Here is an 18,532-nt window from a genome sequence, read left to right on the forward strand (position 1 = left end):
GTCCCGCCACTCCTCCTCCACCGACAAGGACCCCACCTCATGCGCCGTTCCCCCGCCGCCGCGCTCGCCGCGACCGCCCTCGCCTCCGTGATCCTCACCGGGTGCGGACTCACCACCGACTCGATCGCCGCCAGGATCCCCGCGGGCGGGGCCACCTTCGACGACGCCCTGGGACTGCGCGAGGCCGTCGTCGACGCCGGTGTGGAGTGCCCCGGCGAGCAGCAGCTGCGCGACACCCAGGGAGGCACGGGCAGCACCGTCCTGCCCTGCGACTACAACCTGCTGCTCGCCGTGGCGGACGGCGAGCAGATGACGCAGCAGCTGAGGGACAACCTCCAGGCGATCCCCGGGATCCACTACCTGCACGCGGGCAACTGGGTGGTCGCCTCGGACGACCGCGGACAGCTCGAGCGGGTCCAGGAGGAGCTCGGGGGCGAGATCAGCTCCACGGATTCCTGAGCGCCCGGCCGCCGCGGCCCGCCGGCGCGGACGGGCTCAGGCCCGGCGCAGGTCCAGCCAGTAGACGTCCTGCTCCGTGTCGTGGCGCAGCAGCTTCACCACCGGCCCCTCGTAGACCTCGAACGCCCGGACGACCAGCTCCCGGACGTCCCGGGTGGCCACGGTGACCGTTCCGCCCAGGTCGTCGTCGGCGGTCTCGCGCACCACCACGACCCGGCCCGGATCCACCCAGGAGGCCTCGCCCTCCGCGTCGCGCAGCACGTCCAGCGCGTACTCGAGCTCCTCTGCGCCGGTGTCCGCGAAGACGTCCAGGCGCACGGCCTCGGGATGCCGGCGGGTGAGCTCCTCGGCCACCAGGCGCAGCAGCTTCCGGGCATAGGTCCGCCGGGCACGCTCCAGGGCGTCCTCGGCGGCCCGCAGCGTCTCCTCGGGGGGCAGGGTGGTCGTGCTCATCGGCAGACAGCCTATGCGCGCCGGGGCCGGAACCCGCGCAGGGACCCGCGAGCCGACGGACGGGTCCGGCACAATGGCAGGATGATCGACGCCCACCTGCACATCGTCGACCTGCGCTTCCCGCTCGAGCCCAACCAGGGCTACGTGCCGGCGGCGTTCACGGTCGCCGACTACATCCGGCGCACCCGCTCACTGGGCGTGCAGGGCGGTGCCGTGGTCAGCGGCTCCTTCCAGGGCCACGACCAGAGCTATCTGGCGGCGGCGCTGACCGACCTGGGTCCCGGCTTCGCCGGGGTGACGCAGCTGCCGGCCTCGGTGCCGGACGAGCAGGTCCTGGCGCTGCACCGGATCGGGGTGCGGGCGATCCGGTTCAACCTCCGCCGGGGCGCGGACGCGGACCCGGCGCGGATCGAGCGGCTGGCCCGGCGGGTGCACGAGCTCGCCGGGTGGCACGCGGAGTTCTACCTCGACGGCTCCTCCCTGGAGGCCCTCGCCCCGGTGCTGCGCCGGCTGCCGCGGGCCTGCGTGGACCACCTGGGGATGACCGCCGACGCGCAGCCGCAGCTGCTGCCGCTCGTGGAGCGGGGCCTCAAGGTCAAGGCCACGGGCTTCGGCCGGGTGGAGCTGGACGTGCCCCGGGCGCTGCGGGAGATCCACGCCGCGGACCCCACCGCGCTGCTCTTCGGCACGGACCTGCCGAGCACCCGGGCGCGGCGGGCCTTCCGGGACGACGACGTGGACCTCGTCGCGGCCGTGCTCGGCGAGGACGCCGCAGCCGCGGTGCTGCACGACAACGCCGCGGCCTGGTACGGGCTCCCCCGCTCCGGACCGCTGGACTGATCCCGCGGCTCGCACCGCCCTCCGTGCGACCGGCGCGGACCGGGGCGCGCTACTCCGGCCGGATCCGCCGCCCGGGGCCCTCCAGGGCGTAGCGCAGCTCCACCGCCCCGCCCTCGAAGTGCGTGGTGCGCTGCAGCCGCAGGTCGTGGGCCTCCTCCGTCGGGAGCACGGGGTGCCCGGCCCCCAGCGCGATCGGCATGCAGGTCAGCCACAGCTCGTCGAGCAGACCGGCGTCCGCGAACTGGGCCGCCAGCCGGCCGCCGCCCACCACCCACAGATTGCGCCCGCCCGCGGAGTCCGTCACGGCGCGGGCGTGCACGTCCACCGGTCCGCTGACGAAGCGCAGGTCGGCCCCCGCAGCCCGGGGCAGGTCCCGGTGGGTGAACACCCACACCGGCAGGTCGCCGTAGGCCCAGCCGCCCTGCCCCAGGACGAACTCGTAGGTGCTCGCGCCCATCGCCAGCGCACCGACCTCGGCCAGGAACGCGTCGTAGTGCTCCTGGTACGCCTCGAAGCCGTACTGCAGCAACCAGTCCAGGTGGTTCTCGCGGTCGGCGATGTAGCCGTCCGCGCTGGCCGCCACGTAGTACTGCGTCCTGCCCATGGACACCAGGCTACGCGTGCTCGCCGGGCCCGGTCCGCGGGCCCGTAACGGATCCGGCGGCAGCCGCGCCGGTGTTCCGTCCCCGCCGGGCCGGGGCCATGATGGGAGCATCGACCCTTTCGACACGGAGGACGGCCCATGCCCGTGCAGCTCAACCCCTACCTCACGTTCCGGGACACGGCCGAGGAGGCCATGACCCACTACCGCTCCGTGTTCGGCGGGCAGCTGACGATCAGCCGGTTCGCCGAGTACGGCGCCGGTGACGGTCCGGCCGAGCAGCACAAGGTCATGCACGCGATGCTGACCACCGACCAGGGCGTGGTGCTCATGGCCTCCGACACCCCCGACAGCATGGACCTGACCGTCGGGGACAACATCTCGGTCTCCGTGGGCGGTGACGACGAGGCGGTGCTGCGCCGCTGGTGGGACGGGCTGAGCGACGGCGGGACGGTCACGATGCCCCTCGAGCCGGCTCCCTGGGGCGGCCTCTTCGGCATGTGCACCGACCGGTTCGGCGTCCACTGGATGATCAGCGTCGACGACGGCGCCTGACCCGCCCCGTCCTGTTCCACCACCTCCTGTTCGACCGGCTCCCGCCCCACCGTCTCCTGTTCGACCGGCTCCCGTTCCGCCGCACCGAGGAGGGCCGCCCCATGCGGATCACCCACACCCGAGTCCTCGTCGACGACCAGCAGCAGGCCCTGCTGTTCTACACCGGCAAGCTCGGGTTCATGGTCAAGCACGACCTCCACACGGGGAGCGGCCGCCGGCTCACGGTCGTCTCCCCCCAGGCGCCCGATGGCGTGGAGCTCGAGCTGGCGCCCGCCGACCACCCCGCGGCGGGTCCGTTCAGGGCCGCGCTCGTGGCCGACGGGATCCCGTTCACGAGCTTCGCCGTGCGGGACGTGCAGGCGGAGTACGAACGGCTCGTGGAGCGCGGCGTGCGCTTCGTCCAGCCGCCCACGACGACCGGCGCCACCACGGCCGCCGTGCTCGACGACACGTGCGGCAACCTCATCCGGATCGAGAGCGGCAGCCCCGCCTGACCGCCGTACCGGACGCCCGCTCGCCTCGCTCGGATCGGGAGCGGCGGTCAGCCCCGTGCGTGCAGCTCGTCGGCCAGCGCCCGGTAGTACTGGGCCATGGCGGGGTGGTAGTCCCGGGCGAAGTCCAGCTCGTCCGGGTCCCGGCCGCTCTCGGCGGCGACCATCCGGTCCAGGTAGTACTCCCAGCCGGGTCCGACGGAGTCGAGGTCCCCGGCCGCGGGGTACCGGTGCGTCAGCCGCACCACGGTGGTCCCGTCGCCGTCCTCGAGGTCGAGGTCCACCCGCCAGGCGTCGGCCGTCGTGCCGAGGGTGACGGCCAGGTGCCGCGGCGGTGCGCACCGGCGGAGCAGCACGGGTTCCGGCCGGTCGGCGCCCTCCGCGGTCATGAGCACCCCGACCCGCCCGGAGGAGGGGTCGCCGCTCCAGGTGCCGTACCAGCGGCCGAGCCGGCCGGGGTCGGTGACAGCGGCCCAGAGCTCCTCGAGCGGCGTCGGCAGGGTGCGCGACAGGACGAGGTGTCCGGCGGGGTCGAGGCGTCCGGTGGGCTGTGCGGTCATGGCTGCTCCTCGCTGGGCTCCGTGCCGGCGGGAACGTCCGGGGCGCGGGGCGGTCGGCTCACTGCCGGGTCCCCCATGGGTAGCACCCCCGGCCGGTACAGGGCGTCACAGAGCCGTCACCTTCGCCGGGCGGGAGGCGCGGCAGGAGGCGGGGCGGGCTCCCCGCCGGCCGGGGTGCCCGCCAGGACCCCGCTGCCCCGGTCCTCGACCAGTACGAGCGGAGCGACGAATCCGTGCGCGTCCACCGCGGCCCGCACCCGCCGCAGCACGTCGGCCTGCCGCCCCGGGCGCGGTCCCGGCCCGTAGGCGATGAGCAGCGTGCCGCCCGGTGCGAGGGCCTGCCGCAGCACGGACAGCTCGGCATCCGCCGGCGTGGTCCAGAAGAGGTTCACGTCCACCGCGAACGCGACGTCGAAGGAGGCCGCCGGAACCGACAGCTCTGCGAGGGCGACCTGCCGGACGGTGAGCACGCCGGCCCGCACCGCGCCGAGGTTGCGCTCGACGGTCCTGGTGACGGCGGTCGCGGAGCGGTCGAGCGCGAGCACGTGCCCCCCGCCGGTCCGCGCGCACACCAGCCCGGCGGCCGCGCCGGACCCGCAGCCCACCTCCAGCACCCGGCGCCCCGGCCGCAGCGGCAGCTGATCGACGGCCCACCGGACCCGCTCGGGCACCGTGCGCGGCGCCACGGCTAGCGCGAGCTCACGGTGGCGAACTTGCGCAGGCACAGCGGCACGAACACCACGAGCAGCAGCACGCTGCCGGCCACCACGGTCAGGACCGGGTGCTGCATCGGCCACACGTCGGGCACGGGGGCGGAGCCGGTGTTGCCGAACAGCTGACGGGCTGCCTGCACGAGGGCGGAGACGGGGTTCCAGTTGGCGAAGGTCTCGAGCGGGCCCGGGAGGTTCTGGGACTGCACGAACGCGTTGGAGATGAACGTCAGCGGGAACAGGATGATGAAGGAGGCGTTGTTCACGGTCTCCGGGCTGCGCACGCTCATCCCCACCAGGGCCATGACCCAGCTGAACGCGTAGCTGAACAGCAGCAGCAGGGTGATCCCGGCGAGGAACGACCCGACCGACGTGGTGAACCGCCAGCCGACCACGAAGCCCGTGCCGATCATGATCACCATGGACACGGCGTTGAGCACCAGGTCGCTGTTGGTGCGCCCCACCAGCACCGCCGAGGGGCTCATCGGCAGCGTCCGGAAGCGGTCCACGATCCCCTCCTTGAGGTCCTGGGCCATGCCCGCCCCGGAGAACGTGGAGCCGAAGAGCACGGTCTGCCCGAAGATCCCGGCCATCAGGTACTGGGTGTAGTCGGTCCCCTGCACCTGGATCGACCCCCCGTAGACCTGGCTGAACAGGAGCACGAACATCACCGGCTGGAGCACGGCGAAGACCAGCAGGTCCGGTGAGCGCCGCAGCCTGATCAGGTTGCGCTGGGTGACGGTCCAGCCGTCGGCGGCCCAGGTGCCGAGGCCGGCGCGCGGGCTGGTCGCCCCCGGCAGCGTGCGGGTGCTCACCGGTGCCGCCCGTCCCCGGACGCGGCCACGGCGGCGCCGGCGTCCTGTGCGTCCGGACCGGGTCCCGCCGCGGTCGGGCGCCCGGTGAGGGAGAGGAACACGTCGTCGAGCGTGGGCCGGCGCATCCCGGCGTCGTGCAGGCGCACGCCGTCGGCGTCGAGGTCGGCGAGGATCCGCTGCAGCGCCGGCGGGCCCTCCCGGACGGCGACCTCCAGCTCCCGCCCCGGTTCGGCCGGCACGGGGGCGCCCTCCCCGTGCCGGGCGAGCACGGCCGCGGCCCGCCCGGCGTCGGCACCGTCCTGCAGCACGACCACGACGCGGTGCCCGCCCACCTGGGCCTTGAGCTCGTCCGGGGTGCCCGCCGCGATGACGCTGCCGTCGTCGATGACGGAGATCTCGTCGGCGAGCTGGTCGGCCTCCTCGAGGTACTGGGTGGTCAGCAGCACCGTGGTGCCGTCCGCCACCAGCGAGCGGATCACCTCCCACAGGCCGATCCGGCTGCGCGGGTCGAGCCCGGTGGTCGGTTCGTCCAGGAACAGGACCCGGGGCCGGATGACCAGCGCCCCGGCGAGGTCGAGGCGGCGCCGCATGCCTCCCGAGTACCCCTTCACGGGCCGGTCCCCCGCCTCCTCGAGGCCGAACAGCTCCAGCAGCTCCGTGGCCCGGCGGCGGGCGGCGGCACCGCCCAGGTGGTAGAGCCGGCCCACCATCCGCAGGTTCTCGGTGCCGGTGAGGTTCTCGTCGACCGCGGCGTACTGGCCGGAGGCCCCGATCATCCGCCGGATCCGTGCGGGCTCGGCGACCACGTCCACCCCGTCGATCCGCGCCGTGCCGGAGTCCGGGACGACGAGCGTGGTGAGCACCTTCACGACCGTGGTCTTCCCGGCGCCGTTCGGCCCCAGGAGTCCCTTGACGATGCCCTCCGGCACCGACAGGTCGAGACCGGCCAGGGCGTGGACGGTGCGCGTGCGCGACCGGTAGGCCTTGGTGAGCCCCTCGACCTCGATGAGCGGACGGGTCACGGCGCGGCCCCCTTCCGGGGCGCACGGCCCCTGTCCCGGCCGGTCCCGCCCTGCTCCCGGGAACGGCCGCCGGATCGACGATGTGAGAAGCATCTCACCCGCCCCGGACAGCGCACCGCGCCGGGGACGGGAACGGCGCCGCTCCGGCCGGGGACACCCGGGCGGAGCGGCGCCGCTGCCCCGTGGTACGCCGGGGGCCCCGGCGGGGCTACTCCTGCCCGGCCTGGGCGAGGAAGTCGTCGGCCCCGCCGACGAGCTCCACGTGCCCGGTGGGGACCTCGGCCGTGACCATCCGCGCGATCTCCTCGGCGAACTCCCGCACGGAGTAGAGCTTGCCCGCGGCCTCGCGGCGCTGCTCGAGCGCGCCCGGCCGGGCCCGGTTGAGCAGGGTGGCGGTCACCGTGCCCTCGATCATGTCCCCGGAGACCACCACGAACGTGATGCCCTTCTCCGTCAGCTCGGGGATGCGGGCGGTGAGCGTGTCCTCGCCGGCGCGCTTGGACTTCGCGACCTGCACGTACTCGGGCATGGTCTCGACGTCGTTGATGAAGTGCGCCTGGTGGCTGGTGACGAAGACCACGCGCCCGCCCTCGGGCAGGTGCTCGAGCGCGGCGGTGAGGGTGTCGTCCTGGGCGTCCCGGTTGAGCCGGAGCGCGTAGTCCTCGCCGAGGTCCGACTCCATCCCGCCGGAGGCGTTGAGCACCAGCACGTCCACCCCGCCGAAGGCCTCCACGGCCCGGGCGAAGAGGCCGCGGACGTCCTCGGGGGCCGTCATGTCGGCCTGCACCGCGATCGCGTGGCCGCCGGCCTCCTCGATCTCCCGCACCACCTTGTTGGCGCGGGGCGCCTTCTGCCGGTAGTTGACGACGACGTTGGCGCCCTGGGCGGCCAGCAGCTTGGCGGTGTCGGCGCCGACGCCGCGCGAGGACCCGGTGACGACCGCGGTCTTGCCTGCGAGTGAACTCATGGTGCTCCTTCGGTGGAACGTGTGCGTGGAGGACGCGCGCGGGGAGCGCGCAGTGGACGGTGTGCGGTGGAACGTGCGGGAACGGGGTGGGCGGGGCTCAGTGGCCCATGCCCAGGCCGCCGTCCACGGGGATGACGGCGCCGGAGACGTACTTCGCCTCGTCGGAGGCGACCCAGCGCACGACCGCCGCGACCTCCTCGGGCTCGGCGAAGCGGCCGGCCGGGATGGAGGCGAGATAGTTCTGCTGGGTCTCCTCGGGCAGGGCCGCGGTCATCTCCGTGTTGATGAATCCGGGGGCCACGACGTTGGCGGTGACGTTGCGCCCGCCCAGCTCACGGGTGATCGAGCGGGCCATGCCGACCAGCCCGGCCTTGGAGGCGGCGTAGTTGACCTGGCCGGGCGAGCCGTAGAGCCCCACCACGGAGGAGATGAGCACCACGCGGCCCCGCTTGAGCCGCATGAAACCCTTCGCGGCGCGCTGGACCACCCGGAAGGCTCCGGTGAGGTTGGTGTCCACGACGTCCTGGAAGTCCTGCTCCTTCATCCGCAGCAGCAGGGTGTCGCGGGTGATCCCGGCGTTGGCGACGACCACCTCGACGGGGCCGAACTCGGCCTCGACGGCCTTGTACGCCGCGTCGATCGACGCGGCGTCCGTGACGTCGGCCTGCACCGCGAAGAAGCCCTCGGGGGCCTCCCCGGAGCGGTAGGTGACGGCCACGTTGTCCCCGCCGTCCCGGAAGGCCTGCGCGATGGCCCGTCCGATCCCGCGGTTGCCGCCGGTCACGAGGACGGTGCGGGGGGCCGGGCTGCGCTGCTCGTCTGCCATGGGGAACGGTGCCTTTCGGTCGGGGTGGCCGGGCCCGCCGTCCGCACAGGAGGCGGGGCCCGGGGAAGATCCCTCCGATCCTACCGGGCGACCCGGGCGACCGACCGGTAGCCTCCGGGAGGCCCTGCCGGATGTCGGACCCCGGTGAGAGAATGGAACGTCTGTTGGGAGGACCATGAGCAATCGCTATCTGACGACCGGCGAGACCGCCGGTCAGGACGACGTCCACTCCATCACGGCCACGGCCGGATCGCACACGCAGGACATGAACCACCGGATGAAGGTCTACAGCATCCAGATGGGCCTGCGGATCCTGTGCCTGCTCGTGTTCGTGGCGGTGGACAACATCTGGGTCCGCGGCGTCGCGATCCTCGGCGTCGCCATCCTGCCCTGGATGGCGGTGCTGCTGGCGAACAGCAACGACCGCTCCACGCGGACCAGCCACTACTACGAGCCACCGGCGGCCCCGGCGCTGGCGGCCGCCCCCGAGCCGGCGCCGCGGGCGGCGCCGCCGGCGATCGACTTCGTGCTCGAGGGCGAGTTCACCACCGGCCACGCGGAGGACGAGGACCAGCACGGCACCGAGGGCCCGAGGACCGGGAGCACCGGGACGGGGCGCACCGCCGCTCCCAGCGGGGATCCGGCTTCCTCCGCTACTGTCGAGGACGACACCCCCCGGCGCCGCGGCGCGGCCTGAGCCCGCCGCCGGCTGCGCCGGGATTCCGACCGCAGACCCTGAGGAGCACGACCGCCGTGGAGTTCGACCTGCTCGGATCGCTGTCCCCGCGAGGGTCCGGCGCTCCCCCGGCCGGGCCCGACACCCCCCAGTGCTCCCGCAAGGGCTGCCGCGCGGACGCCGCCTGGCAGATCCGCTGGAACAACCCCCGCATCCACACCCCGGAGCGCCGCAAGATCTGGCTGGCGTGCCCGGACCACCGCGAGGACCTCGAGCAGTTCCTGGGCGCCCGCGGCTTCTGGAGGGACACCGTCCCGCTCGGCCACGAGGGTCCGGCGGAGGAGGCCCGCCCGTGAGCGACTACCGGTTCCTGCTCAGCGGGAAGTGGCTCCTCTGGTTCCTGCTGGCCTGCGCCGCCGCGGCCTTGGCCGTGTACCTGGGCGGGTGGCAGATGGACCGCAACGACCACCTGGTCGGGGAGAACGCCAAGATCACGCAGAACTACCGGGCCGACCCGCTCACCGGGGACGAGGCGGCCGCCCAGTTCACCGCCCTCGACGAGCGGCTCACCTGGCACCCGGTGGCCCTCACCGGGCAGTACCTGCCCGAGGACGAGGTCCTCGTGCGCAACCGCCCCCAGGACGGACAGGTCGGCTACGAGGTCCTCGTCCCCTTCCGCACCCAGGACGGGGACGTGGTCGTGCTGGACCGGGGCTGGATCCCCACCGGCTCGGCCGCCAACGGGATGCCCGACGAGGTCCCCGACCCGCCCGCCGGCGAGGTCACCGTCACCGCACGGCTGCAGCCCGGCGAGCCCGCCGTGGACCGCGGGGCCCCGGAGGGCCAGATCGCCACCATCGACCTCGAGGAGCTCCGGCAGCGGTGGGGTCTGCCCATCGGCACGGCCGCCTTCGCGGAGGTCTTCGCCGAGGACCCGGCCCCGGCCGTGGCGCCGGTGCCGCCGCCCGAGCCCGAGATCGACTCCGGGCCGCACTTGTCCTACTCCCTGCAGTGGTACGCGTTCGCGGCCCTGTTCTTCGTGGCCTACGGCTACGCCGCCCGGCAGCAGGCCCGCAACGACGAGTGGGACCGCCAGTACGCCGCGGAGATGGAACGCCACCTCTCCCAGTTCTACGACGAGGACGGCACCTACATCGGCGAGGGCGACGAGGAGCTCGTCATCCGGCAGATGGAGATGGCCGACGACATGCCCCCGCACCTGAAGTCCCTGATGCGCCCGAAACCGCAGCGCCGGCGCGCCCGTCCCAGCTGGGAGGACGAGGAGGACGCCCTGCTGGACGCCCTCGAGCGCGACGCGGCCCGCGCCGGCCGCGAGGCCCGCTGAGACCGGGGGTCCCGTCCTCGCGCGTCCCGTCAGAGCCCGAGCACGGCGGTCGCGATGAGGAAGTACACGACCAGCCCGGAGGCGTCGACGAACGTGGTGATGAAGGGATTGGAGAACACCGCGGGGTCGACCTTGAGAGCTCGTGCCACCAGCGGCATGATCCCGCCGACGGTCGCGGCGAGCACGCACACGGACAGCAGCGTCAGGCCGATCACCGCCCCCACCGCCCAGCCGTAGAGCAGGCCCACGCCCAGGAGGCCGGCGGTGCCCAGCGCGGTGCCCAGCAGCGCACCGACCCGCACCTCGCGGAGGGCCACACGTCCGACGTCGCGCACCCGCACGTCCCCGAGCGCCACGGCCCGGGTGACCGTGGTCGCCGCCTGGTTGCCCGTGTTCCCGCCCGTGCCGATCAGCAGCGGGATGAACACGCTCAGCACCACCATCTGCTCCAGCGTGGCCTCGAACACCTCGAGCACCCGCACGGTGAGCGTCGCCCCGACCGCCAGGACCAGGAGCCACACGACGCGTGAGCGGACGATGGCGCGCACCGGCGTCGAGAGGTACGGGCGCCGCAGCGGTTCCGCCCCGCCCGACCGGGCGACGTCCTCGGACTCGGCCTCCTCGAGGACGTCCAGGGCGTCGTCGAAGGTGAGGATGCCGACCAGCCGGTCGGTGCCGTCGACCACGGGCAGGGCGAGCAGCTTCTCCTCCGCGCACCGCCGGGCGGCCTCCTCCGCCGGCGTGTGGGCCTCCACGGTCACCGCCTCGCGCAGGATCTGCCCGAGGGGCGCGGACCCGTCCGTGGCGAGGAGGCGCCGGAGCCCCACGATCCCGCACAGCCGCTGCTGCCCGTCCAGGACGGGCAGCGCGTACACGGTCTCGGCGTCGTGGATCCGCTCCAGCACCGCGGCCCGGGCCTGCTCCACCGTCATCTCCCGGTCCAGGGCCACGAACTCGGGGCTCATCCTGCGCCCCACGGAACCGGGGGGATAGCCCATGACCAGCCCGGTCGCGTCCTGCTCCTCCGGGGAGAGATCCACCAGCAGGGTGCGGGCCACGGTCACCGGGAGCTCGTCGAGGAGCTTGACCCGGTCGTCCGGGTCCAGCTCCGCCACGAGTCCGCTGACCTCCTCGGACCGCAGCGCCGTCAGCAGCTCACCCTGCAGCGGCGTGTCGAGGCGTCCGAAGGCCTGGAAGGCGGCCTCGCGCGGCAGCAGCCGGTAGACCACGGCACGATCCGGCGCCGACAGGCGTTCGAGCAGCTCCACCTGCTCGGCCAGGTCCCACTGCAGCACCCGGTCACGGACCTCCTCGAGGTCGTGCTGGCGCAGTCCCGCGCGGATCCGGTCCGGGAGCGAGGTGTCCACGTCACGTCCTTCCGTGCCGGGCCGTCCCCGGCCCCTGTCGCGGCGGTCCCCGCCGGGCATCCGGGGATCAGGCCAGGGAGATGAGGTCCTGGTACTCCTGGCTCCACAGGTCCTCGGTGCCGTCGGGCAGGATCACCACGCGCTCGGGGTCCAGCGCCTCCACCGCGCCCTCGTCGTGGGAGACGAGCACGACCGCGCCCTCGTAGGTGCGCAGGGCGTTGAGGATCTCGCGGCGGGAGGCCGGGTCCAGGTTGTTCGTCGGCTCGTCGAGCAGCAGCACGTTCGCCGAGGACGCCACGAGCGTGGCCAGTGCCAGCCGGGTCTTCTCGCCGCCGGAGAGCACCCCGGCGGGCTTGGAGACGTCGTCGCCCTGGAAGAGGAACGAGCCCAGGACGTTGCGGACCTCCGTGTCGGCGAGGTCGGGGGCCGCGGAGCGCATGTTCTCCAGGACGGTGCGCTGCGGGTCCAGGGTGTCGTGCTCCTGGGCGAAGTAGCCGAGCTTGAGCCCGTGGCCGGGGATCACCTCACCGGTGTCGGGCTCGGCCTCCCCGGCGAGCATCCGCAGCAGCGTGGTCTTGCCGGCGCCGTTGAAGCCGAGGATGACCACGCGGGAGCCCTTGTCGATGGCGAGGTCCACGTCGTTGAAGATCTCCAGGGACCCGTAGGACTTCGACAGGTCCCGTGCGGTGAGCGGGGTCTTGCCGCAGTCGGCGGGCTTGGGGAAGCGGATGTTCGCGACCTTGTCGGCCTGGCGCTCGCCCTCCAAGCCCTGCATGAGCCGCTCGGCGCGCTTGATCATCTGCTGGGCGGCCACGGCCTTGCTGGCCTTGGCGCGCATCTTGTTCGCCTGGTCCATCAGCGCGGTGGCCTTCTTCTCCGCGTTGGCGTACTCGCGCTTGCGGCGGTGGGCGTCCTGCTCGCGCTGGAGCAGGTAGTTCTTCCAGCCCATGTTGTACAGGTCGATGACGCAGCGGTTGGCGTCCAGGTACAGGACCTTGTTGACCACCATCTCCATGAGCTCGACGTCGTGGGAGATCACGAGCAGCCCGCCCTGGAAGTTCTTCAGGAACTCCCGCAGCCAGACGACCGAGTCGGCGTCCAGGTGGTTGGTCGGCTCGTCCAGGAGCATGATGTCGGCGTCCGAGAACAGGATCCGCGCCAGCTCCACGCGGCGGCGCTGACCGCCGGAGAGGGTGCGCAGCGGCTGGCTCAGGATGCGCTCCGGCAGGTCGAGGTTGGAGGTGATCGTCGCCGCCTCGGACTCGGCCGCGTAGCCGCCGCCGGCGAGGAACTCCGCCTCGAGCCGGTCGTAGCCGCGCATCGCCCTGTCCCGCACGGCGTCGTCCTCGGAGGCCATGTCCTGCTCGGCCGCGCGCAGCCGGGCGACGACGCCCGCCAGATTGCGGGCGGAGAGGATCCGGTCCCGGGCGAGCTGCTCCATGTCCTCGACCTTGGGGTCCTGCGGGAGGTAGCCGATCGCCCCCGTGCGCGTGACGGTCCCGGCCGCGGGCAGGGTCTCCCCCGCGAGGACCTTCGTCATCGTCGTCTTGCCGGCGCCGTTGCGGCCGACGAGCCCGATCCTGTCCCCCCTGTCCACGCGGAAGTTGACCTCGTCCATGAGCAGCCGGGCACCGGCACGCAGTTCGAGGTTCTGGACAGTGATCACGGAGGAGACCTTTCGGCAGGGTGCGGGGCGGGGTCAGCGCCCGAACGGGCAACCCATCCATCCTACCGGCCCCCGTTCCCCGGCGGCACCCCGCTCAGCCGGCCGGGTCCGCGTTCTTGCTCACGTGGTGGGCCGGCATCTCGTCGGCCAGCGCCGACGACTCGCCCGGCAGGGTGCGCGCGTTGTAGTCGGCGACCTGCCAGCCCCGGTGCGGGTGCTCCTGCAGCACGGTCCAGGCGCAGTTGGCCATCCCCGCGAACATGTCCCGGAGCTCGGGCGGGGCCCCCAGGAAGGCCAGCAGCCCGCTGCGCAGGGCCGCGCCGTGGCCGACGAGCACCCCGGTGCGGCCCTCCTCGAGCGCGGCCGCGGCGTCGCCGAGCACGGCCGCCATCCGGGCGTCGACCTCCGAGGGCAGCTCCGCTCCGGGCACCCGGTAGTCCTCCTGGGTGAAGAACCGCTCGTAGACGTCAGGGTGGCTCTCGCGGAACTCGGCGAAGGTGGTGCCCTGCCGGATGCCCACGTCGTACTCGCGCAGCCGGGCGTCGAGCCGGAGCTCGAGGCCGGTGAGGGCCGCGAGCTCGCGGGCGGTGTGCCGGGCCCGCTGCAGGTCGCTCGACCACACGAACGCGGGCTCCATCGCCGCGAGCACCGGCGCCACGCTCCGGGCCTGCCGGCGCCCCACCGGGTCCAGCGGGATGTCGGCCTGCCCCTGGGCGCGCTTCTGGACGTTCCACGCGGTGCGCCCGTGACGCCACAGCACCAGGCGCCGGCGCCCCGCTGCCGGATCGGTCCCCTGCTGGCTCATCCCTGCCTCTCGTCGGCGGCCCCGTGCCCGTCCCCACTTCCGCGCCGGCGACATAATCGTGCGGGTCTTCCCGGCGGGCGGGAGCGCTCGGTATCGTCCGACGGCAACTGGTCGGTCACCTGCCAGTATTCCCCATCGTCATTTCCCAGCGGCGGAAGCGGGCAGCATGCGACAGGACGTCCAGCAGTGGTTCGGCACCCGCAGCTACCACGCCCGGCAGTGGTCCCCGGAGCAGCTCTGCGGCCGGAAGGCCGGCACGAGGGTCAGCGTGGTGCTGCCGGCCCGCGACGAGGCCGCGACGGTGGGCCGGATCGTCGCCGCGCTGCGGCGGGAGCTCATGGAGGACGTGGCGCTGATCGACGAACTGGTCGTGATCGACTCGGACTCCACGGACGCCACGGCGGCGGTCGCCGCGGCGGCCGGGGCCCGTGTGCACCGGCAGGCGGAGATCCTGCCTGCCCACGGCAACGTCCCCGGCAAGGGCGAGGCCTTGTGGAAGTCCCTGGCCGTGACCACCGGGGACGTGCTCGCGTTCGTCGACGCGGACCTGCGGGAGTTCGACACGCGCTTCGTCGTGGGCCTGCTGGGCCCGCTGCTGACCGAGCCGGGGGTGCAGTTCGTGAAGAGCTGCTACGACCGCCCGCTGCACGACGGCACCACCATCCTGCCCGCCGGCGGCGGGCGGGTCACGGAGCTGGTGGCCCGCCCGCTGCTCAACCTGTTCTGGCCGCAGCTGGCGGGTCTGGTCCAGCCGCTGGCCGGGGAGTACGCCGGGCGCCGGGCGCTGCTGGAGAGGGTGCCCTTCGTCTCCGGGTACGGGGTGGAGATCGCGATGCTCATCGACGTCCTGGAGGCCGTGGGCCTGGACGCCATGGCCCAGGTGGACCTGGGCGTGCGCTCGCACCGCAACTCCTCGGACGCGGCCCTGGCGCGGATGGCCGCCCAGATCCAGCTCACGGTCCAGGCGCGGCTGCGCTGCGAGGCCCCGGTGGCCGGCGAGCACGGTCAGCTCGTGCAGTTCCTGCGCCAGGGCGAGCGGTTCCTCGCCGAGACCCACGACGTCAGCGTCCGCGAGCGCCCGCCCATGGCGGGCGTCCCCGAGTACCGGGCTCGGTTCGTCGGCCGCGTCGCATGAGCGGGCTGCGGGTGCTCGTGAACGCGGGCCCCTGGCTGCCCGTGCCCCCGTCCGGCTACGGCGGGATCGAGACGGTGGTCGCCACCCTGGTGCCGGAGCTGCGGCGGGCGGGGGTGCACGTCACGCTGGCCACCGTGGGGCCCAGCACGCTCGAGGCGGACGACCACCTGCGGCCGCTGCCGGAGCCGGCGTTCCGGTCCATCGCGATGCCCTACAACCGGGTCTCCGGCATCGCCCACGCCCACATGCAGGTCCTGGTGGAGGCCCTGCGGGACCGGGACCGCTGGGACGTGGTGCACGACCATCTGGAGGTCGTGGGCCCCTCCGTGCTCGCCGCCATGGGCAGGGCCGCCCCGCCGACCCTGCAGACCCTGCACTGGGACCTGCGCAAGCACGCGGAGTTCTACTCGGCGTTCGACGGCCGCGGACGGGTGCGCTTCGCCGCGGTCTCCGCCTCCCAGCTCGAGAGGGCGCCGGCGAACCTGCGCCGGCAGACGCTGGGCGTGGTGCCGCTGGCGGCGCCGGCGCCGCTCGAGGTGTCGGCGCCCCCCGGTGAACACGCGCTGGTGCTGGCGAGGATCACCGCCGACAAGGCCCAGGACGTGGCGGCGCGGATCTGCCGCCGGGCCGGGATGCCCCTCGTCCTGGCCGGCCCCGTGGCCGGGATCGACGACCCGGAGGAGCTGGAGCGCCGGCTCGCCGAGGGCGACGAGGCGCTGGGCGCCCACCCCGACGTCCGCTACTGGCTCGACGAGGTGCGGCCCCTGGTCGACGGCACCTCGGTGACCTGGGTGGGCGGCGTGGCCGGCGAGCGCAAGGAGCGGCTGCTGCGCTCCGCCCGGGCCCTGCTCAGCCCCATCCGCTGGGCCGAGCCCGGCGCCACCGGCGTGGTCGAGGCGCTGGCCCGGGGGGTGCCGGTGGTCGGGACGCCGCGCGGGGTGCTGCCGTCGCTCGTCGAGCACGGGCGGACCGGGTTCCTGGCCGCCGAGGAGGACGACCTCGTCCGGCACCTGCACCAGCTCGACACCCTGGACCCGCAGGCGTGCCGGGAGGCCGCCGAGCAGTGGACCCCGGCGGGCATGGCCCGGCGCTACCTGGACCTGTACGACCGGCTGCTGGAGGAGAACCCCGCATGACGCTCAGGATCGCCCTCGTCGGGGCCGGCTCCGTGGCCCGGCGCCACGTCGGGGTGCTGCACGGGCTGGGCGGGGCCCGCGTGGTCAGCGTGACCGACGCGCACCGTCCTGCCGCCGAGGCCCTCGCGGCCGAGCTCGACGTCCCGTGCTTCACCGACCCGGACCAGGCCCTCGACGCGGTGGAGGCCGACGCCGTGTACGTCTGCGTCCCGCCCTTCGCCCACGGGCCCGCGGAGTCCGCCGCCCTGGAGCGCGGCAAGGCGCTGTTCGTGGAGAAGCCCGTGGGCCTCGGCCTGGACATCGCCGAGCGGATCGGCCGGCAGGTCGAGGAGACCGGGGTCGTCACGGGCACCGGCTACCACTGGCGCTGTCTGGACACCGCCGTGCTGGCCCGTGACCTGCTCGCGGAGGCCCCGCCGCTGCTGGCCAACGGCTACTGGCTCGACAAGCGTCCGCCGGTGCCCTGGTGGGGCCGGGCGGACCGGTCGGGCGGGCAGGTCGTCGAGCAGCTGACGCACGTGCTGGACACGGCCCGTTTCCTGCTCGGCGAGGCCGTGGAGGTCTACGCCGCCGGGGTCCGCGGCACCCCGGACGGCACCGGCCCGGACGACGGCGACGTCGACGACGCGACCGCCGCCACCGTCCGGTTCCGGTCCGGGGCGGTCGCCACCCTGGCGGCAACCTCCGCGCTGGCCGTCAAGCACCGCGCCGCTCTGCACACGGTCAGCCGCGGCCTGGTCCTGGAGCTGGCCGAGGACGGGCTCACGGCCTTCTGGCCCGCCGAGCGCACCGAGCACGCCCCGGCCGAGGACCCGCGGATCGCCGTGGACCGGGAGTTCCTCGAGGCCGTGCGCGGTGAGCGCGAGACCACCCGGGTGCCCTACGGCGAGGCGCTGCGGACCCACCGGCTCGCCTGCGCCATCGCGCAGTCGGCCCGCACGGGCCGGGCAGTGGCACTGGAGGAGCTCGGGTGAGCGCCCGGCGCAATATCGTGGTGCCCGCCCGGGGACGGCTCGAGATCGCCGAGGAGGAGCTGCCGGAGGTGCCGCAGGGCGGACTGCTCCTGGAGACGCTGGTCACCGGGCTGTCGGCCGGCACGGAGCTGGCCTTCCTCAAGGGAGACCACCCGGGCCTGCACTCGCGGCACGACACCGAGCTCGGCCTGTTCCGCCCCGGCGTGCCCGAGCAGGGCTACCCCGTGCGCCGGCTGGGCTACATGGAGGTCGCCCGGGTGGCCGAGTCCCGCACCCCGGCCTTCCGAGCGGGCGACGTCCTGGCCTCGGCCTACGGCCACGCCACCGCCCACGTCGCCGACCCGCTGAGCGAGCACCTGGTTCCGCTGCCCGCCGGGCTCGACCCGCTGCTGGGCGTGTTCGTGGCCCACTTCGGCCCGATCTGCGCCAACGGGCTGCTGCACGCGGCCGCCGACGCCGGGCCGGTGCGCGGCCTCGGTGACGGCGTGGCAGGGAGGCTGGTGCTCGTCACCGGCGCCGGCCCGGTGGGCCTGGTCACCGGGTTGTTCGCCCGGGCGCTCGGCGCCCGGGAGGTGGCCGTGGCCGACGCCGACCCGCGCCGGCGGGCGGTCGCGGAGCGGCTGGGCTTCCTCCCGCTGGACCTCGACGACGACCCGGGGCGGGTGCTCAAGACCCGCTGGCGCCACGGCGCGGGCGAGCACGGGGCCGACGTCGTGTTCCAGTGCCGCGGCAAGCCCGGCGCGCTGCATGCGGCGCTGCGGGCCGTCCGGCCCCAGGGCAGCGTGATCGACCTGGCGTTCTACACCGAGGGCGCCGACGCGGTGCGGCTGGGCGAGGAGTTCCACCACAACGGGCTGAGCCTGCGCTGCGCCCAGATCGGGCGGGTGCCCCGCGGTCTCGCCCACGCCTGGGACCGGGCCCGGCTCTCCGCGGAGACGATCCGGCTGCTGGGCGCCCACGCCGCGGAGGTCCGCGAGCACCTGATCAGCGACGTCGTGGGCTTCGACGACGCACCGGCGCTCATGCACGACGTCGCGGCCCGCCGCCGGCACGTGCTGACCGCGGTGTTCGAGGTGGACGGCCGCGCCTGACCAGTGCCGACGCACCGGCGCGGCGGGCCCGCGTGCGC

General features: G+C 74.1%; 22 protein-coding genes. 11 read left to right on the forward strand and 11 right to left on the reverse strand.

Features of this window, described 5'->3' with window-relative positions:
- The first annotated feature begins 39 nt into the window (after positions 1–39).
- The gene (locus ABL57_RS06905) at positions 40–459 is read left to right on the forward strand and encodes a hypothetical protein (RefSeq protein ID WP_047802715.1); all 420 of its coding nucleotides are present in this window, start codon (positions 40–42) and stop codon (positions 457–459) included.
- 36 nt (positions 460–495) lie between these two features.
- Here ABL57_RS06905 and ABL57_RS06910 read toward each other — a convergent pair whose 3' ends face one another.
- Positions 496–912 carry a hypothetical protein gene (locus ABL57_RS06910; protein ID WP_047802716.1) on the reverse strand — a complete coding sequence of 139 codons (417 nt, stop codon included), beginning with the start codon at positions 910–912 and terminating at the stop codon, positions 496–498.
- A gap of 81 nt (positions 913–993) precedes the next feature.
- On the opposite strand from ABL57_RS06910, the gene ABL57_RS06915 reads away from it, so the two are divergent.
- A complete protein-coding gene (locus ABL57_RS06915) occupies positions 994–1,752 on the forward strand; it encodes an amidohydrolase (RefSeq protein WP_047802717.1) in 759 nt (252 codons plus the stop codon).
- Between the two features lie 49 nt (positions 1,753–1,801).
- Here the strand turns inward: ABL57_RS06915 and ABL57_RS06920 are convergent, their stop codons facing one another.
- On the reverse strand, positions 1,802–2,356 hold the full coding sequence (locus ABL57_RS06920) for a dihydrofolate reductase family protein (protein ID WP_047802718.1): 555 nt from the start codon (positions 2,354–2,356) through the stop codon (positions 1,802–1,804).
- A gap of 138 nt (positions 2,357–2,494) precedes the next feature.
- Between ABL57_RS06920 and ABL57_RS06925 the strand changes: the two genes are divergently transcribed.
- Together ABL57_RS06925 and ABL57_RS06930 are read left to right on the forward strand one after the other, a co-directional pair.
- A complete protein-coding gene (locus tag ABL57_RS06925) occupies positions 2,495–2,908 on the forward strand; it encodes a VOC family protein (RefSeq protein WP_047802719.1) in 414 nt (137 codons plus the stop codon).
- 101 nt (positions 2,909–3,009) lie between these two features.
- On the forward strand, positions 3,010–3,402 hold the full coding sequence (locus ABL57_RS06930) for a VOC family protein (protein ID WP_047802720.1): 393 nt from the start codon (positions 3,010–3,012) through the stop codon (positions 3,400–3,402).
- 47 nt (positions 3,403–3,449) lie between these two features.
- Here ABL57_RS06930 and ABL57_RS06935 read toward each other — a convergent pair whose 3' ends face one another.
- The 6 genes from ABL57_RS06935 to ABL57_RS06960 all read right to left on the reverse strand — a co-directional run bounded on the left by ABL57_RS06935 (position 3,450) and on the right by ABL57_RS06960 (position 8,299).
- Positions 3,450–3,959, reverse strand: a complete 510-nt coding sequence (locus tag ABL57_RS06935; RefSeq protein WP_047802721.1) for an SRPBCC domain-containing protein — start codon at positions 3,957–3,959, stop codon at positions 3,450–3,452.
- A gap of 116 nt (positions 3,960–4,075) precedes the next feature.
- Positions 4,076–4,684 carry a class I SAM-dependent methyltransferase gene (locus ABL57_RS06940; protein WP_203225562.1) on the reverse strand — a complete coding sequence of 203 codons (609 nt, stop codon included), beginning with the start codon at positions 4,682–4,684 and terminating at the stop codon, positions 4,076–4,078.
- A complete protein-coding gene (locus ABL57_RS06945; protein WP_047802722.1) occupies positions 4,648–5,484 on the reverse strand; it encodes an ABC transporter permease in 837 nt (278 codons plus the stop codon). Before ABL57_RS06945 ends, ABL57_RS06940 begins: the two co-directional genes overlap by 37 nt.
- Positions 5,481–6,506, reverse strand: coding sequence for an ATP-binding cassette domain-containing protein (locus tag ABL57_RS06950; RefSeq protein ID WP_238986001.1), 1,026 nt, complete (start codon positions 6,504–6,506; stop codon positions 5,481–5,483). The genes ABL57_RS06945 and ABL57_RS06950 overlap by 4 nt, the downstream gene beginning before the upstream one ends.
- Positions 6,507–6,714: 208 nt before the next feature.
- Positions 6,715–7,473, reverse strand: a complete 759-nt coding sequence (locus tag ABL57_RS06955; protein ID WP_047802723.1) for an SDR family oxidoreductase — start codon at positions 7,471–7,473, stop codon at positions 6,715–6,717.
- A 97-nt stretch (positions 7,474–7,570) separates the two neighbouring features.
- Positions 7,571–8,299 carry a beta-ketoacyl-ACP reductase gene (locus ABL57_RS06960; RefSeq protein WP_047802724.1) on the reverse strand — a complete coding sequence of 243 codons (729 nt, stop codon included), beginning with the start codon at positions 8,297–8,299 and terminating at the stop codon, positions 7,571–7,573.
- Between the two features lie 175 nt (positions 8,300–8,474).
- Here ABL57_RS06960 and ABL57_RS20655 point away from each other — a divergent pair, with 175 nt between their 5' ends.
- Genes ABL57_RS20655 through ABL57_RS06975 form a run of 3 tightly spaced genes read left to right on the forward strand, consistent with a single transcriptional unit; the run spans position 8,475 to position 10,320 of the window.
- The gene (locus ABL57_RS20655) at positions 8,475–8,996 is read left to right on the forward strand and encodes a DUF3099 domain-containing protein (RefSeq protein ID WP_053004803.1); all 522 of its coding nucleotides are present in this window, start codon (positions 8,475–8,477) and stop codon (positions 8,994–8,996) included.
- Between the two features lie 56 nt (positions 8,997–9,052).
- A complete protein-coding gene (locus ABL57_RS06970) occupies positions 9,053–9,331 on the forward strand; it encodes a hypothetical protein (RefSeq protein ID WP_047802725.1) in 279 nt (92 codons plus the stop codon).
- Positions 9,328–10,320, forward strand: a complete 993-nt coding sequence (locus ABL57_RS06975; RefSeq protein WP_047802726.1) for an SURF1 family protein — start codon at positions 9,328–9,330, stop codon at positions 10,318–10,320. The genes ABL57_RS06970 and ABL57_RS06975 overlap by 4 nt, the downstream gene beginning before the upstream one ends.
- A 29-nt stretch (positions 10,321–10,349) precedes the next feature.
- On the opposite strand, the gene mgtE is transcribed toward ABL57_RS06975, so the two are convergent.
- From mgtE to ABL57_RS06990, 3 genes are all read right to left on the reverse strand, one after another.
- Positions 10,350–11,687: a magnesium transporter gene (gene mgtE, locus ABL57_RS06980; RefSeq protein WP_053004804.1), complete on the reverse strand. Its 1,338-nt coding sequence runs from the start codon at positions 11,685–11,687 to the stop codon at positions 10,350–10,352.
- Positions 11,688–11,754: 67 nt separating this feature from the next.
- A complete protein-coding gene (locus tag ABL57_RS06985) occupies positions 11,755–13,353 on the reverse strand; it encodes an ABC-F family ATP-binding cassette domain-containing protein (protein ID WP_047802727.1) in 1,599 nt (532 codons plus the stop codon).
- 94 nt (positions 13,354–13,447) lie between these two features.
- A complete protein-coding gene (locus ABL57_RS06990; protein WP_047802728.1) occupies positions 13,448–14,158 on the reverse strand; it encodes a histidine phosphatase family protein in 711 nt (236 codons plus the stop codon).
- A gap of 166 nt (positions 14,159–14,324) precedes the next feature.
- Here ABL57_RS06990 and ABL57_RS06995 point away from each other — a divergent pair, with 166 nt between their 5' ends.
- The 4 genes from ABL57_RS06995 to ABL57_RS07010 are packed head-to-tail and all read left to right on the forward strand — an operon-like array spanning position 14,325 to position 18,494.
- Positions 14,325–15,293, forward strand: coding sequence for a glucosyl-3-phosphoglycerate synthase (locus tag ABL57_RS06995; protein ID WP_047802729.1), 969 nt, complete (start codon positions 14,325–14,327; stop codon positions 15,291–15,293).
- Positions 15,290–16,429, forward strand: coding sequence for a glycosyltransferase (locus ABL57_RS07000; protein ID WP_047802730.1), 1,140 nt, complete (start codon positions 15,290–15,292; stop codon positions 16,427–16,429). The genes ABL57_RS06995 and ABL57_RS07000 overlap by 4 nt, the downstream gene beginning before the upstream one ends.
- A complete protein-coding gene (locus ABL57_RS07005; protein ID WP_047802731.1) occupies positions 16,426–17,403 on the forward strand; it encodes a Gfo/Idh/MocA family protein in 978 nt (325 codons plus the stop codon). Before ABL57_RS07000 ends, ABL57_RS07005 begins: the two co-directional genes overlap by 4 nt.
- Positions 17,400–18,494 (forward strand): zinc-binding alcohol dehydrogenase, encoded by a 1,095-nt coding sequence (locus ABL57_RS07010; protein ID WP_053004805.1) that lies wholly within the window; start codon positions 17,400–17,402, stop codon positions 18,492–18,494. The genes ABL57_RS07005 and ABL57_RS07010 overlap by 4 nt, the downstream gene beginning before the upstream one ends.
- Positions 18,495–18,532: the final 38 nt, after the last annotated feature.

It is taken from the genome of Kocuria sp. SM24M-10 (assembly GCF_001027955.1).
Taxonomy (GTDB): Bacteria; Actinomycetota; Actinomycetes; order Actinomycetales; family Micrococcaceae; genus Kocuria; species Kocuria oceani.

Coding starts and splice junctions, on each gene's coding strand:
- ABL57_RS06905 (WP_047802715.1), top strand. CDS start 40: ATGCGCCGTTCCCCCGCCGCCGCGCTCGCCGCGACCGCCCTCGCCTCC.
- ABL57_RS20655 (WP_053004803.1), top strand. CDS start 8,475: ATGAGCAATCGCTATCTGACGACCGGCGAGACCGCCGGTCAGGACGAC.
- ABL57_RS06925 (WP_047802719.1), top strand. CDS start 2,495: ATGCCCGTGCAGCTCAACCCCTACCTCACGTTCCGGGACACGGCCGAG.
- ABL57_RS07005 (WP_047802731.1), top strand. CDS start 16,426: ATGACGCTCAGGATCGCCCTCGTCGGGGCCGGCTCCGTGGCCCGGCGC.
- ABL57_RS06920 (WP_047802718.1), bottom strand. CDS start 2,356: ATGGGCAGGACGCAGTACTACGTGGCGGCCAGCGCGGACGGCTACATC.
- ABL57_RS06955 (WP_047802723.1), bottom strand. CDS start 7,473: ATGAGTTCACTCGCAGGCAAGACCGCGGTCGTCACCGGGTCCTCGCGC.
- ABL57_RS06995 (WP_047802729.1), top strand. CDS start 14,325: ATGCGACAGGACGTCCAGCAGTGGTTCGGCACCCGCAGCTACCACGCC.
- ABL57_RS06930 (WP_047802720.1), top strand. CDS start 3,010: ATGCGGATCACCCACACCCGAGTCCTCGTCGACGACCAGCAGCAGGCC.
- ABL57_RS07000 (WP_047802730.1), top strand. CDS start 15,290: ATGAGCGGGCTGCGGGTGCTCGTGAACGCGGGCCCCTGGCTGCCCGTG.
- ABL57_RS06915 (WP_047802717.1), top strand. CDS start 994: ATGATCGACGCCCACCTGCACATCGTCGACCTGCGCTTCCCGCTCGAG.
- ABL57_RS06935 (WP_047802721.1), bottom strand. CDS start 3,959: ATGACCGCACAGCCCACCGGACGCCTCGACCCCGCCGGACACCTCGTC.
- ABL57_RS06910 (WP_047802716.1), bottom strand. CDS start 912: ATGAGCACGACCACCCTGCCCCCCGAGGAGACGCTGCGGGCCGCCGAG.
- ABL57_RS06990 (WP_047802728.1), bottom strand. CDS start 14,158: ATGAGCCAGCAGGGGACCGATCCGGCAGCGGGGCGCCGGCGCCTGGTG.
- ABL57_RS06960 (WP_047802724.1), bottom strand. CDS start 8,299: ATGGCAGACGAGCAGCGCAGCCCGGCCCCCCGCACCGTCCTCGTGACC.